Origin of the sequence: Pseudomonas sp. A-R-19 (assembly GCF_019956575.1) — a bacterium.
In the GTDB taxonomy this organism is placed as follows: Bacteria; Pseudomonadota; Gammaproteobacteria; order Pseudomonadales; family Pseudomonadaceae; genus Aquipseudomonas.
The window spans coordinates 104,914-119,472 of the sequence record NZ_JAHBDR010000093.1 but is presented as its reverse complement, the minus strand read 5'-3'; the positions used below and the strand labels follow the sequence as shown (position 1 = coordinate 119,472).

General features: G+C 62.0%; 10 protein-coding genes. 4 read left to right on the top strand and 6 right to left on the bottom strand.

What is annotated here, in order from left to right; all coding sequences use genetic code 11:
* Positions 1-11 precede the first annotated feature (11 nt).
* Positions 12-1,046, bottom strand: coding sequence for an alpha/beta fold hydrolase (locus KGA88_RS26245; RefSeq protein ID WP_110662341.1), 1,035 nt, complete (start codon positions 1,044-1,046; stop codon positions 12-14).
* A 218-nt stretch (positions 1,047-1,264) separates the two neighbouring features.
* Between KGA88_RS26245 and KGA88_RS26240 the strand changes: the two genes are divergently transcribed.
* Together KGA88_RS26240 and metR are read left to right on the top strand one after the other, a co-directional pair.
* Positions 1,265-6,499, top strand: coding sequence for a dermonecrotic toxin domain-containing protein (locus KGA88_RS26240; RefSeq protein WP_223595263.1), 5,235 nt, complete (start codon positions 1,265-1,267; stop codon positions 6,497-6,499).
* A gap of 117 nt (positions 6,500-6,616) precedes the next feature.
* Entirely contained in the window at positions 6,617-7,534 is a 918-nt protein-coding gene (gene metR / locus KGA88_RS26235; RefSeq protein ID WP_015093694.1) for a transcriptional regulator MetR, read from the top strand.
* Between the two features lie 177 nt (positions 7,535-7,711).
* Here metR and KGA88_RS26230 read toward each other — a convergent pair whose 3' ends face one another.
* The 5 genes from KGA88_RS26230 to KGA88_RS26210 all read right to left on the bottom strand — a co-directional run bounded on the left by KGA88_RS26230 (position 7,712) and on the right by KGA88_RS26210 (position 11,835).
* Positions 7,712-8,209: a GNAT family N-acetyltransferase gene (locus KGA88_RS26230; RefSeq protein WP_223595261.1), complete on the bottom strand. Its 498-nt coding sequence runs from the start codon at positions 8,207-8,209 to the stop codon at positions 7,712-7,714.
* Between the two features lie 2 nt (positions 8,210-8,211).
* Positions 8,212-8,850 (bottom strand): LysE family translocator, encoded by a 639-nt coding sequence (locus KGA88_RS26225; RefSeq protein WP_223595259.1) that lies wholly within the window; start codon positions 8,848-8,850, stop codon positions 8,212-8,214.
* A 23-nt stretch (positions 8,851-8,873) separates the two neighbouring features.
* Positions 8,874-9,308 carry an NUDIX hydrolase gene (locus tag KGA88_RS26220; RefSeq protein WP_110663195.1) on the bottom strand — a complete coding sequence of 145 codons (435 nt, stop codon included), beginning with the start codon at positions 9,306-9,308 and terminating at the stop codon, positions 8,874-8,876.
* A 155-nt stretch (positions 9,309-9,463) separates the two neighbouring features.
* Positions 9,464-10,789 carry an APC family permease gene (locus tag KGA88_RS26215; protein WP_110660680.1) on the bottom strand — a complete coding sequence of 442 codons (1,326 nt, stop codon included), beginning with the start codon at positions 10,787-10,789 and terminating at the stop codon, positions 9,464-9,466.
* Between the two features lie 224 nt (positions 10,790-11,013).
* On the bottom strand, positions 11,014-11,835 hold the full coding sequence (locus KGA88_RS26210; protein WP_110660678.1) for a carbon-nitrogen hydrolase family protein: 822 nt from the start codon (positions 11,833-11,835) through the stop codon (positions 11,014-11,016).
* 124 nt (positions 11,836-11,959) lie between these two features.
* Between KGA88_RS26210 and KGA88_RS26205 the strand changes: the two genes are divergently transcribed.
* Positions 11,960-12,760: a helix-turn-helix transcriptional regulator gene (locus KGA88_RS26205; RefSeq protein ID WP_110660677.1), complete on the top strand. Its 801-nt coding sequence runs from the start codon at positions 11,960-11,962 to the stop codon at positions 12,758-12,760.
* 160 nt (positions 12,761-12,920) lie between these two features.
* Entirely contained in the window at positions 12,921-14,540 is a 1,620-nt protein-coding gene (locus tag KGA88_RS26200) for an FMN-binding glutamate synthase family protein (RefSeq protein WP_223595258.1), read from the top strand.
* Positions 14,541-14,559 lie beyond the last annotated feature (19 nt).

The following is a 14,559-nucleotide window of genomic DNA, read 5'->3' as shown; positions in this document are numbered from 1 at the left end:
ACATTGAGGGGTTAGAGAAGGTTGCGATCGGCCACAGGCTCGATCTGCGCCCAGTGCGAAGAGTCTTCACGGTGCTCGCGCAAGTACGGCAACACCGCCGCCAGCAACGGCGCCTTGAAAGCTTCCTGGAAGCGATGGGCCAGGCCCGGAATCAGGATCAACTGACTGCCACGCAGATGCGCCGCCAGATGCACGCCGTGCATCACCGGCAGCAACGGGTCGGCCGTGCCATGCACCACCAGCGCCGGCACCCGCAACTGGTTGAGCAGCGCCACCCGGCTCGGCTCCGCGAGAATGGCCATGATCTGGCGCTTCACGCCCTCGGGATTGAACGCCCGGTCATAGGACTGCGCGGCCTGATGCAGCAGCGCCTGGCGATCGTCGGTGACCATCGGGCTGCCCAGGGCCGCCAACAAGTCGGCCTGCTGCTCCAGGGCCACTTCGCGGTTCGGTGCGCCGCGCCGGGCCAGCAACTGCACCAGCGCCGCACTCGGCGCCGGCAAGCCTTCGGCCCCGGAGCTGGTCATGATCAGGGTCAGGCTCTCGACCCGCTGCGGTGCCATGGCCGCCATGTGCTGGGCGATCATCCCGCCCATGCTGGCGCCCAACACGTGGAATTGATCGATGTGCAAGGCGTCCATCAAGCCCAGGCCATCGTCGGCCATGTCGGTCAGCGAGTAGGGCGACGACACCGGTAATCCGAGTTTGTAGCGCAGCACTTCGAAGGTCAGGTTGGCTTCAGGCGGTGCTTGCCGCCAGGTCGACAGACCGACATCGCGATTGTCATAGCGGATCACCCGAAAGCCCTGCTGGCACAGGGCGACCACCACCTCATCCGGCCAGTGAATCAACTGCCCGCCCAGGCCCATCACCAGCAACAAGGCCGGGTCCGACGCACGACCGATGCTCTGGTACGCCAGGCTTACCTGGGCCAGATCCACCCGTTCGGTCGGAACATTGACGTCACAACGCGAAGCCGCAAAGGACGGCAGGCCGAACAACAGCGCGGCCAAAAAAACGATTCGTGAAAAGAATGAAGCACCCATGACAAAACACCAAAACGCAGAACCCCAGTAGAGCGCGAGTCTGATGAAGTTTGTTCAAGCGCGCTGCCACAGTTCCATGACAGTTTGATGAAGAGTGCCGAGCGGTCATCCGGCGTCAGATTCAACCTCACCATAACTATGTACCACCCGAGCTCCTGTCGACTGCCGCCTAATGCCTGTACCGCCGGCACGGCCCGGTCTTTTGGAGACTCATCGTCATGGTTGACGAAACCACCCCCCTTGCAGCCAATTTCGGCCTTACCTTCCCTTTGCCCGCGAACCCGGATCAAGGCCTGAGCCTGAGCGCCTCGGCGCGCTGGGAAGAATGCCGCGAACAATGGCTCAGCCTCATGGCGCAGAGCCCGCAAGCCCACCTCGACTCCGATTGGTGGAGCTCACGCGCGCTCGGCACCGATCGTTCGCGCCGGGCGCAGGCTATCCACTTGTATCGCCAGCATTTCGAGACGTCGAGCCAATGGGCATTTGCCCAGGGCATCCTGGATGCCGGGCAGGTCAAGATGCTGATGGCGATGATCGACCCGCCAGCGCAAACAACAACGCCTGACGCACACTCGGTGTATGTCGAACAACTGAATCTCAAGGATGACAAAGAACTGTCTACCCAGCTGTCAGGTGCCTTGGTCATCACCCGGGATACCGATCAGCCGGTCACTCAGTTGTTGTACCTGCCTTCGCATTCATCCGCCTGGATGACCTTTCAAAGCCGCATTGAACTGGAGCGCTGGTTGATCGAACATCAACCGCAGCGGTTCGAGCAGCCCCGGTTGTCGACGGACACGGTCAAGGTCAAGTACACCGCCCTCGACAAGACGGTGCTGCACACCAGCGCCGAAGCCCTGTTGTCGCGCTTGTCCGTCGCCCCCGCAGACCGACCCGATAATGCTGCCGCGCTGGTCGCGCCCCCCGACCCATCGCATGCGCAGACAGACGACAACGCCGCCCTGTTCGGCCAGCTAAGCCCCGAGATCCCTTTGGGTATGCGTCACCGTGCACTGGCACGACAACGGGCGGCACTGGAGGCGTTGCTCGGTGATGATTTTACCGGTACCGCCGACGATCCGCGCCTGCAACGCCTGCAACGGCAACTCGACGCCCTCACCACAGCCGAGCAGGCCAGCAACACCGCCGCGACGGCGCTGCTGGACATGGCCGATGCACTCAAATGGCTGGAGCTGCGCCACCAGCCAGGCGCGCATTACGCTGCTTTACACCAGGCACGCCAGGACGGCTTGCGCGCCGAAGCCGAACTGCAATTGAGCCTGAATCAGATCAACAGTGAAGAGCATCAGTGGCTCATCAGCGTGCTGGATGCCCCCGATCAGCCCCGTGCAGCCGACCTGGTGGTCGCGCGGCTGGAACTGTCGGCAACGGACACCGAAGGCGATACACCCCGCACGCAAACCGAGGAGCTGGACGGCGTTCTGCTGTTTGCCAAACCCTCGGCGTTACTGGCGCATTCGACCGACAGCCTGTTGCTCTACTGGCCCGGACGCTTCGGTGGACTGCAACGCTTTGCCTCCAGGCAGCAGCTGGAACAGTCACTGTTCAAACGCCCGGCCAACGACCCTGCCCTGGCACTGCACGTCTTGGCGCTCAATGGCCCGCCGTTTGAATACGCCTTGCAGACCCAGCTTCACAGCTGTGAACAACAGGCGGCCCGGATCATCGCGGCCAATCCTGTGCCGTCGCGTGCCAGCGAACGTGCGGTCGAACTGGAAAAACTGCGCGAACAGACCCTCGCCCGCCTGACCGTGCCCCATTCGGCCGCCCGGGAGTTGGTGTACGCACACATCGTCGAACAAACCCGCAGCAGTGCGCTGGCCGCTCAACTGCCATCGTGGCATCGCGAACTGTCGACCGTGCAGCGTGAGCGCCTCAAGACGCTGTTCAAGTCCTGTATCGCCGCGATGCGACGCTCCCAGCAGTGGTTCGAACGCGAGCTGCCGCCCCGGGAAGCCTTCGCCATCAAGGCTATCGACGCCCGGCTGCGCCAGGACTTCAACCTCAGCCAGCAGGTGGAGGTGCTGCTCGACGTTCCCGATTCAACCAACTGGCGCAAAGTCGTGATGGAAGGCGCGGCACCCGGCACCCCTCAACAAAACGTGCTGATCGCCAGCGAACAGCGCAGCAAACTGCCCCTCGGTGAGCTGACGCTGAGCAACATCGATCAGGAAATGTGGTGGCGACTGTCGTTCATGAAGGTTGAGGTCAGCGGTGCCGACGCCGCACAACAGCAGAAACTGAAAAGCACCATAAATGCGTCCTGGCTGCGCAAGCTGGTCACCGAGCTGGATCTGGCCGGGAAGTATGAAACGCTGATCCGCGAGACCTTCCTCGGCCCCTCGACGGCCTCGGCGTTCAGTCATGAATATCGGCACGAATGCCTGAGCGAACCCTGGCGCCTGATGCTTCGCCTGCAAGGCGAGTTCGCCGTGCTGGCAAAGGACATCGATGCCAACGGCCAGCGCGTGCTGGAAATCGCCATCGACGCTACCAGCCGTGAAGCCTTTGCCAGCGACGGCAAGCGCATCAAATTGTTGCCGGCACACCTGACGGTGGGCGGCAAGGACACCCACGCCGAGGGACCGAGCACGTTGTCCGGTGTCACCTTTATCGTCGAGCACATCAGCGGCCTGACCCTGCTGTATCTGCCCGACAGTCCCGACGGCGTTTTTCTGCGCCAGTTCGACAGCCTCGAGCAGGCACGGATGCGCCTGTTCAACGACTGCCTGCGCGACCCGATGGTCAACTACCTGGCCGGCCGTGCCTTGAAGGGGGATTTCGCCCACCACGTCAGCCGGATCAATCAGGCCCGGGTGAAAAATTTCGACGGCTTGATCGGCGTCGGTACGCCCTGGCCAGCCAGCACCTCCCTGGCAGCGCATTTGCTGAATGCGCACATGGGCCGTTTGCTGGAAGCCCATCGGGCAACTTCGCGCTCCAATGATGCGTTGTACCTGGAACAGGTCGCCTTGAAGTCCGGCGCCATGTTCAATTACCTGAAAATGGCCGTGGGCATGTTGCCCTTCATCGGTACGGCCATCGCCCTGTACGACGCCTGGAACAGCGCCAACCTGGCGGTGGCGGCGTTCCTGCGCGGTGATGTCGGCCATGGCCTGGCCGAGGTGGAAGCGGTGCTGTTGTCGCTGATCGACGCGGCCATGGATATTGCCTCCGGCACCATTTCCACCCCAGCTGGCGTCCGCGCCGCCACGCGCAGCCGTCAGTGGCGGGCGCTGGGCAAGAGTCCGAGGGCCTTGCAAGTGTCGACGCCACGCCACGCGCGACTGTCCCTGGAACGCTTCAAGGGTTATGAATATGAAAAGCCGATTTCCCTCGCGGGCCTGCAACCGGGCAGCGAAGGCCTTTATCGCAATGTGTATCGACACGCCGACGGCGACTTCATGCTCAGCCAGGGGCGAATCTACCGCATCGAACTGGCGGACAATCCGCCGCACTGGCGCTTGAGCGGCACCTCTACGCGGACCTACAAACAGCCGATAGCACTCGATGAAGCGGGCCAGTGGAACACTCACTATAGGGTGTACGGTACCGTGATCGAAGGCGGCGGCGTGGGTGGCGGTGCCGTGCTCGGGCACATGGCCGACGGGCTCGACCCGCTCTGGCCTGCCGCCATTCGCCGCTGGCTGCCGCGCTGGTGGACGGACCGCGCCTTGCGTCGACAATTGACCCTGACCCATACCGCCGACGCCTACACCCGACAACTCGATACCCTGACCCGCAGCAGCAGCAACACGCTGGAGCACTACTTTGGCCTCGAACCCGCCCAGCGCCCGGCCTTTCGCGCCCGTGCCGATGCAGCCTGCGCGAGCGATATCGACATCGCCCAGGCTCACTACCTGAATCTCGATGAGCTGATGCTGTACAGCCATGGCCGCAAACGTGCACAAATCGAAGACATTCAAAGCCGTTGCGCCTGGGTCATCGTCGACCGCTCGGTGCGACGGATCGGTCTGCTCAAGGAACGGCTGCTGGAGCACCTCGACCGTATCGAACAATTGGTCAACCGCTCGGACACTACGCCGGGCACCGATACCGTCGCCCATTTGCAGCTCATGGCACAACGCAAGGAGGCCCGCAAAGACTTTCTCAATGACTTCGATCAAGTCTATGTGACAGTAGAGGAAGCCAATCGCTGGAACCGCCGGATCACTAACCGGGCGCAAAAATCGAAGATGGCACACGACATGGCGATCGTGAATGAGAAATTCAGCGACGCCAATCACTTCTATCTGAAAACCGCACACACCCTGGAAATCATCACCCACTATGACGCGGTGACCGACCTGTCCTGGACGTACTTCCACTTGCAGTTGAAAACGGCCCGCAACAAGCTCGGGCGCGCGTTGCTGACCCAACACCAGCTACCCCACGTGAGCGCAAGCGTCAGTCAGCGCAACAAAGTTCTCGAAGACTGCCTGACCGCTTATGCCGAGTTCCGTCGCCAGTTGGGCGCCTGGACACTCGGCTATCCACAGCACCTGGACCTGGAGCACGTCACGGTGTTTCTGGATAACCTGGACAAGGTTGAAGACTTTGCACGCCAAGCCATCAAGACGCGCCCTTCGGTGGTGCCCAAGGAAGGCCGGCCCGGACAGCAATTGTTCGAGACCGAAGACAACCAGTTGCTGATCGGTATCGCCAGCACCGACGCCGTCACCCGGCAAAAGCGCTTCACCGTCGAAGGGGTCGGTGGCCACACGGAAACCTGGCTGCCACGCTCCAATGGCAAATATCACCTCAGCGAGCCAACGGGCTCCGTGCAGCCGGAACTGCCGACGGATGTCGGGCCATTGCTGGCAGAAGCCAGGAAAAGGCTGGAGGCGGCAAACGCCTACACCCGCAAAGTCGAAGGCTACGCGCGGCAGGACATGCTGCCGGTCGACCTCGAACACATGATGGGCAGCGAGGCCACCGAACTGACCATGCGCGCCCGGGCCATCGAACGCTTGTCCCCCACTGATGCCGTAGCGCTGCAACTGCGCAATCGGGCGGATGAGATGCTACGCACCGGGCGCAGCCTGCGCATCGATCAAAGCATGAACAGCAAGACCCCGACCGAAGGTTATCTGGACTATCTGCGTGAACAGCAAGTGGTGGATATTCGCAAGGAAGGCCAATTGCGCGACTTGGGCAAGCGCACCGACGGACGACGGGATTTCCTGCAGGAGTACGAGGTGCGCGATCTGCGCAGCGAACCGGCGCAAACCCTGTGGTACGCCCACTTCCACTACACCTCGACGAAACCGCAATTCAGCGACTTCGTCAAAGGCCATCTGAAATTACCGTCTCAACGTAACCTCGGCCTGCAATGGCAGAAGGACGTGGCCGCCGGCGGCGGTACGGTCGAGGCGATCTGGCGCGGTGACATTGGCAAACCGCTGGGTAACAAACACTTTTCCACGCTGTGAAGCAGCCACGGCGGAGCATGTAATGTGCTCCGCCGTGCTGATGGTCGACAGCGGCACCAACATGAGACAAACTCAACCTTTTCGATTTATCGACAAGTTTCTCTCATGGAGCCCCCGGTGCTTGAAATCCGTCACCTCAAGACCCTGCACGCCTTGCGCGAAGCCGACAGCCTGGTGGATGCGGCCGACCGCCTGCACCTGACCCAATCGGCCCTGTCCCACCAGTTCAAGGAGCTGGAGGAGCGCATGGGCATGCCGCTGTTCGTGCGCAAGACCAAACCGGTACGCTTCACCAGCGCCGGGTTGCGCCTGCTGCAACTGGCCGACGCCACCCTGCCGCTGCTGCGCGCCGCCGAGCGCGACATCAGTCGCCTGGCCGGGGGTACCGCCGGGCGCCTGCACATGGCCATCGAATGCCACAGCTGCTTCCAGTGGCTGATGCCGACCATCGACCAGTTCCGCGATGCCTGGCCGGAAGTCGAGCTGGACCTGGCTTCCGGGTTCTCCTTCGCCCCGTTGCCGGCCCTGGCCCGTGGCGATCTGGACCTGGTGGTGACTTCCGATCCGCTGGACCTGGCCGGGATCACCTATGTACCGCTGTTCACTTATGAAGCGATGCTCGCGGTAGCCAACCAGCATCGCCTGGCCGGCAAGGCCTATATCGTCCCCGAAGACCTGCTCCCGGAAACCTTGATCACCTACCCGGTGGAACGGGACCGGCTGGACATTTTCACCCGTTTCCTCGAACCCGCCGACATCGAGCCGGCTCAGGTCCGCACCTCGGAACTGACAGTGATGATGATGCAACTGGTGGCCAGCGGTCGCGGCGTGTGCGGCATGCCCCATTGGGCACTGCATGAGTACAGCTCGCGGGGTTACGTGAAGGCCAAGCGGCTGGGTGAGAAAGGTTTGTTCGCCACGCTGTATGCGGCGATCCGCGCCGACATGCTCGATGCGCCGTACATGCGTGATTTCCTGCTGACGGCCAAGGACACGTCGTTTTCGACGTTGGATGGGGTGAGTGCGGTTCGATAAAACAATTAAACGATGCGGTCTTTGTGGCGAGGGGGCTTGCCCCCGTTCGGCTGCGAAGCAGTCGCGAAACCTGCAAGCGCAGTGAACCTGAAGGAATGCAAAGGGAGCGCTTCGCACTCCAACGGGGGCAAGCCCCCTCGCCACAAAAGCCCGCTCCCACAGGGATCTTGGTGATCCTTAGAGTTCGCGCCACATATGCAGCTTGTCGAAGTAATCCTCCCCCACTCGCACAGCCATCGGCTCCAGGCCGAACTGGACGAAACCGCAGCGCTGGTAGAGGTTGAACGCGGCAGCGTTGCCGGCGGTGACGGTCAACTGGATCAGGCGCACACCCGCATGGTCCTGCGCCTCGGCCAATGCGGCCTGAACCAGTTTATAGCCGAGCCCGCGCTGACGGACCCTGGCGGTCACGTACATGCCAAACAGCGTCACCTTGTGCCGGGCCTTTTCCCTGGGCTCGAACGCGAGGCCGACAATGCCGGCCAACCGGCCCTCTTCGAACGCCCCGAGCACCACGTCCAGCTTGCCGGTCAGGCGCGATTCCCACCAGCCCAGCGGCATCGCCGCCCGCTCACGCACACTCGAGGTGAAGGCCTGCGGATGCAGGTCGTAGGCCTCAAGCATCAGCGCCCGATAGTCCAGGGCATGGCTGGCATCCAGTCGCTCGATCCACATGTTCAGGCCATCCGTTTTTGCTCAAGCATCAACCGCACCGCCAGGGCCGACAACACGAAGCCCATGAAATAGCGCTGCATCGCCAGCCAGGCCGGATTGTTGACGAACCACGAGGCGATGCCCGCGGCAAACATGGCGATCAGCAAGTTGACGCAGAAACTGACGCTGATCTGGGTCAGGCCGAGGATGATGCTCTGGCTGAACACCGAGCCGTGCTCCGGCGTGATGAACTGCGGAAACACCGACAGATAGAACACCGCGATTTTCGGGTTCAGGGCACTGGTCAGAAAGCCCATGGTGATCAGCTTGCGTGACGAGTCCGGGGGCAGCTGCTGCGCCTCGAACGGCGAGCGCGCGCCAGGTTTTACCGCCTGCCAGGCCAGCCACAACAGGTACAGCGCACCGGCCCACTTCAACACCTCATAGGCCACCGGCACCGCGAGGAACACCGCCGTCAGACCGGCGGCGGCAGCGAACAGGTGCACGAGAAAACCGGCGACCACCCCAAGCAACGAGATCACCCCGGCCTTGCGCCCCTGGCAGATCGAACGAGAGATCAGGTAGATCATGTTCGGCCCCGGCGTGAGCACCATCAGCAACGCGGCAGCGGCAAAAATCAGCAGGTCTTGAAGCGGGATCATGGGCGAAGTCCTTTGCGTAATGATCAAGCGATCGCGGTCAACGATGCTCGATAAAACGGCAGGATCAGGTCCTGTGTCAATGGCGCCAAGGTGACATCGCCGTCGGTGGCCGGGTCGATCCAGATCACTTCTTCGATTTCCGCCGCGGGTGTCACGTCGACATCGATGTGCAGCTGAAAAATCTCGGCGTGTACGACATGCCCCGGCTCATTGGCGGCCGGTGCCGAGAAGTGACCGAGGTAGACGGCCTGCGCCGGGTCGATGTCCAGACCCAGCTCTTCTTCCAGCTCCCGGGCGAGGGCATGGACCGGCAATTCATGCGGCTCGATCTTGCCACCCGGCTGCATGAACGCCGTGGTCCCGCGCTTGCGCACCAGCAACGTGCGGCCGTCAGGGCCGATCAGCAGGGCAGCGGCGATGCGGATAATCCCGGAGGTTGGCATGGAAAACGTCGACATAAACAGAAGCCCCTTGACTCAAAAACGCCAAGGATCACATGTCCGCCCTGTAGGAGCGAGCTTGCTCGCGATGGTCGTGAACGAAAACGCGTAAAACCAGAGGCCCATCGGCGCCCTCAGGTTTATCGCGAGCAAGCTCGCTCCTACAGTTTCCTTTACGCCGCTTCCTGGAAATCCATCTCCGGCGGCTGCCGCCGGAAACCGCCAGTCAACACTGCCAGGTACACCACGCCAATCGCCAGCCAGCTCAAGCCCAGGTACACCGCCAAGTGATCGAGGCTGACCATCAGCCACAAATCCGCTGCCAGGCCGATGAACGGGAACAGCAGGAACAGCACGAACTCGCGCGGGCCTTTTTTCTCGCCACCGATCCAGTAATGGAATATCACCGACAGGTTGACCAGGCTGAACGCCAGGAACGCGCCGAAGTTGATGAACGAGGTCGAGGTGGTGACGTCCAGTTTCAGTGCCAGCAACGCCACCACCGCGCACAGCAGGATGCTGTTGATCGGCGTGCCGAAGCGTTCGTGCAAGGTGCCGAAGAACGCTTTTGGCAGCACGCCGTCGCGGCCCATGGCGTACAGCAGCCGTGAACCGCTGGCCTGGGCCGACAACCCCGAGGCGAACTGGCCGACGATCAGGCCGATCAGGAAGATCGAGACGAACAGGTCGCCACCGATGTTGCGGGCAATTTCATAGGCCGCCGAGTCGACGTTGTCGAACTGGAACGACGGATGAGCAATCTGCACGAAGTACGACACACCGACAAAAATCAGCCCGCCGATCAAGGTGATCAACATGATCGCCCGGGGAATGGTACGGCGTGGGTCGCGGGTTTCTTCGGTCAGGGTGCTGACCGCGTCGAAGCCGAGGAACGAGTAACAGGCGATGGCCGCGCCACTCATGATCAGCGGCATCTGCATGTCGCCGTTGAAGAACGGTTTGACTGACCACAATGGTGTGCTCGCATCACCGCCGATGTAATGCACGCACAACACGACGAAGGCGATCAGCACCAGGAACTGCACCAGCATCAGCAGGGCGTTGATGCCATTGGCCAGTTTCAGGCCGACGATATTGATCGCGCTAGTGATACCGATGAACGCCAGCACCCAGATCCACTGCGGCACGGCCGGGAATGCGGAGTTGAGGTAGGCCGCGCCGATCAGCCAGATCGCCATCGGCAGGAACAGGTAATCGAGCAGCACCGCCCAACCGGCAATGAACCCGAGTTTCGGGCTGATGGCCTTGCGCACATAGCTGTAGGCCGAGCCGGCCACCGGGAAGGCCGAGGCCATGCGCCCGTAGCTCATGGCGGTGAAAAACATCGCCACCAGCGCCGCGAGGTACGCGGCGGGCACCATGCCGGCGGTGGATTGGGCGAGGATGCCAAAGGTGCCGAGCACAATGATCGGTGTCATGTAGGCGATGCCAAACAGCACCACCGACCCCAGTGACAGGGTGCGTTGCAAACGAGCCATGAGCGACTACTCCGAATTTTATTGGATTTATGGCAGAGCCGAGTTCGGCGCAAATTACGGGTGTTGCGTTGTTGTTCTTGGTTCAACTGGCAAATAGGTGTGTCGTCTGTCAGGGCCTCTTCGCGAGCAAGCCCGCTCCCACATTTGATCTCGGGCGTTCACACAACCAATGTGGGAGCGGGCTTGCTCGCGAAGGGGCCAGTACAAACCAAAAAGAACCCGGATCAGCTCTTGGGAATCAGCAGCTCGCGCAATCCTGAAACATGCTCAACCACGTCCCCCGGCAACCTCAGCCGCTGATCATCCAGGTAGCGATAATCCTGGCGCGCCGCTGTCAGCTGGTTCAGGTCCAGCTCCACCGCGAACTGCCCTTCCTCGCGTCCGGCTTCGAACAACAAGCTGCCCAGCGGATCGACCAACGCACTGCCGCCGGCAAACAACAAACCACCGTCACCCTCTTCCACCCGGTTGACCATCAGCGCAAAGGCCTGGTTTTCCTGGGCGCGGGCCATGATCGCGGTGCGGTGGGTCGGGCCGTACGGGTCCATGTTGCCGTTGGTGACGATCAACAGTTCCGCCCCCAGTTGCGCCAGGGCGCGGGCGCTTTCGGGGAATTCGATGTCGTAGCAAATCAGCAGGCCTACGCGCACGCCGTTCCACAGGCAGGTGGCGTAGCGATCGCCCGCCTCGTAGACACCGCGATCCGAGGCCCACAAGTGAGTCTTGCGGTACTTCAGCGCGATGCCTTCGGGGGTGATCAGCAGCGTGGTGTTATAGAAACGGCCGTTGTCGTTTTCGGCCATGCCGATGGCCACGGCAATTTTGCGCTCGCGGGCGGCGGCGATCACCGCACTGACGGAGGGACCCTCCAGCGCCTCGGCCACCTCGGCCACGGTCTCGGCCGAAGGGAAGCCCATCAGGTGGCCTTCAGGAAACATGATCAATTGCGTGTCGACTGCGCATGCAGCAATGGCCGCCAGGGTGCGTTCGAGGTTGTAAGCCGTATCGTTGTCACGGCCTGCCAATTGGGCGAGTTCGACCTTCATGGGTATTCCTTGTTATGGGCCGGGCGGCAGAAAGATTGCCCGGTCAGTGTCTGTGCGCCAGTATGCGCAGCAAGCAACCGGGCGGGGAATTACGCCGCTGGGGTAACACGATAGGGGTAGATGCATGACACTCTCGTTGGACGACATCGCCTGGCACCGCTCGGTGGGGCAACTGATCGACGCCCTGGACAAGCCCAATTTCTGGACCCAGCTTGTACGTCTACTGGATCAGTACGTGCCCTTCGACAGCTGGGTGGCCCTGCTTTTCAGCGCCGACCAGCGCCCGCAGGTGTTCGCCGAATGTCCCGGCGAGGACGGCGGCCCCGACCCGTTGTTCCAGGATTACCTGCGTGGCCTGTACCTGCTCGACCCGTTCTACATCGCCTGCCGCGAGCAATCGCGCACCGGGCTGTATCGCCTGTCGGAAGTGGCCCCGGAGCACTTCGAGCTGACCGAGTATTACCAGCGCTACTTTCGTCTGAATGTGGTGGCCGACGAAATCCAGTTCAATTGCCAGCTCGAAGGCGACCGCACGCTGTGCCTGTCACTGGGCAGCAAGCAGCGCTTCAGCGGCCAGCAGATTGCCTTGTTGTCGTTGATCCAGCCCTGGGTGCTCGGTTTGCTGCGCCAGCGTCTACCCTATGAAATCAACGAAGTCGTGGCCCTGGCCCCCGCACCGCCGCAAGCCGACTGGCGGGTGCAACTGGAAGCTTCGGTGCAGCAGCTCAAAGGCGCGCAGTTGACGGTCCGGGAGCTGGATGTCGGGCGTTTGATGCTCAGCGGTTGCTCCAGCAAGGAAATCGCCCGTAAGCTGGAAATCTCTGTCGAAACCGTGAAAGTCCATAAGAAACACATGTACAGCAAGCTGGGAATCAAATCCCAGTCCGAGCTGTTTTCGATTTTTCTCCAGGCACAAAATGCCTGATGCCCATGAGGTGCTTTGCTTGATGTGGGAGCGGGCTTGCTCGCGAAAGCGGTGTGTCAGTCAACAAAGGTGCTGGATGTGACTCCGTCTTCGCGAGCAAGCCCGCTCCCACAGTGTTTGCGTTTAGCCAAAAATTTGAGTCCGAACCCAAGGAACCCGTATGAGCCTGTCACTCCTGAGCCGCTACGCCTTCTTTGCCGTCTGCGTGATCTTCACCCTCGCCAGCCTGCCCTTTCTTCAATACGACTGGCTCTGGCCGATTACCGCTGTCACTGCCGTCCTCAGCCTGATCGGCCTGTTCGACTTGCTGCAAAGTCCGCACGCAGTGCGGCGCAACTATCCCATCCTCGGCAATATCCGTTATCTGGTCGAAGGCATCCGCCCGGAAATCCGCCAGTACCTGCTCGAATCCGACAGCGACGCCCTGCCCTTCTCCCGCGCCCAGCGCTCGCTGGTCTATTCCCGAGCCAAGAACGAAACCGCCGACAAACCCTTCGGCACGCTGATTGACGTGTACCAGTCGGGGTTCGAATTCATCGGCCACTCCATGCGCCCGGCACCCTTGAGCGACCCGAGCGGTTTCCGCGTCACCGTCGGCGGCCCGCAGTGCACCCAGCCGTATTCGGCGTCGGTGTTCAACATCTCGGCCATGAGTTTCGGTTCCCTCAGCGCCAACGCCATCCGCGCGCTGAACCAGGGCGCCAAGCTCGGCAATTTCGCCCATGACACCGGCGAAGGCAGCATCAGCCCCTATCACCGGGAAAACGGTGGCGACCTGACCTGGGAACTGGGCAGCGGTTACTTTGGCTGCCGCACCAGCGACGGGCGCTTCGACCCGGAGCGCTTCGCGGCGCAAGCCCGGACGCCGCAGGTGCGGATGATCGAAATCAAGATGAGCCAGGGCGCCAAGCCCGGTCACGGCGGCATCCTGCCCAAGCACAAGGTCACCCGGGAAATCGCCGAAACCCGCGGCATCCTGATGGGCGAAGACTGCGTGTCACCGTCGCGCCACAGCGCGTTTTCCACGCCCATCGAAATGATGCATTTCATCGCACAACTGCGTGAACTGTCCGGCGGAAAACCGGTGGGCTTCAAATTCTGCCTCGGTCATCCGTGGGAATTCATGGGCATCGCCAAGGCCATGCTGGAGACCGGCATCCTCCCGGACTTCATCGTCGTTGACGGCAAGGAAGGCGGCACCGGCGCGGCGCCTGTGGAGTTCACCGACCACATCGGCGTGCCGATGCGCGAAGGCCTGCTGTTCGTGCACAACACCCTGGTGGGCCTGAACCTGCGGGACAAGATCAAGCTCGGCGCCAGCGGCAAGATCGTCAGCGCCTTCGACATCGCCAGCGTGCTCGCCATCGGTGCCGACTGGGCCAACTCGGCGCGCGGCTTCATGTTCGCCATCGGCTGCATCCAGTCGCAGAGCTGCCACACCAACAAATGCCCGACCGGCGTCGCCACCCAGGACACCCTGCGCCAGCGCGCGCTGGTGGTGCCGGACAAGGCCCAGCGCGTATTCAACTTCCACCGCAACACCCTCAAGGCCCTGGCGGAAATGCTCGCCGCCGCCGGCCTCGAACATCCGTCGCAGTTGTCCGCCAAGCACCTGGTGCGACGCATGTCGGCGACCGAGATCAAGCTGTTCTCGCAGTTGCACGTGTTCCTCAAGCCGGGGGAATTGCTGACCGGTGAAGTGAATGGCGAGTTCTACTCGCGGATGTGGCAGATGGCCCGGGCGGACAGTTTCGAGCCCCATGAAATAGAGGCCGCGTAACCTCGCCGCCCCGGTCGAA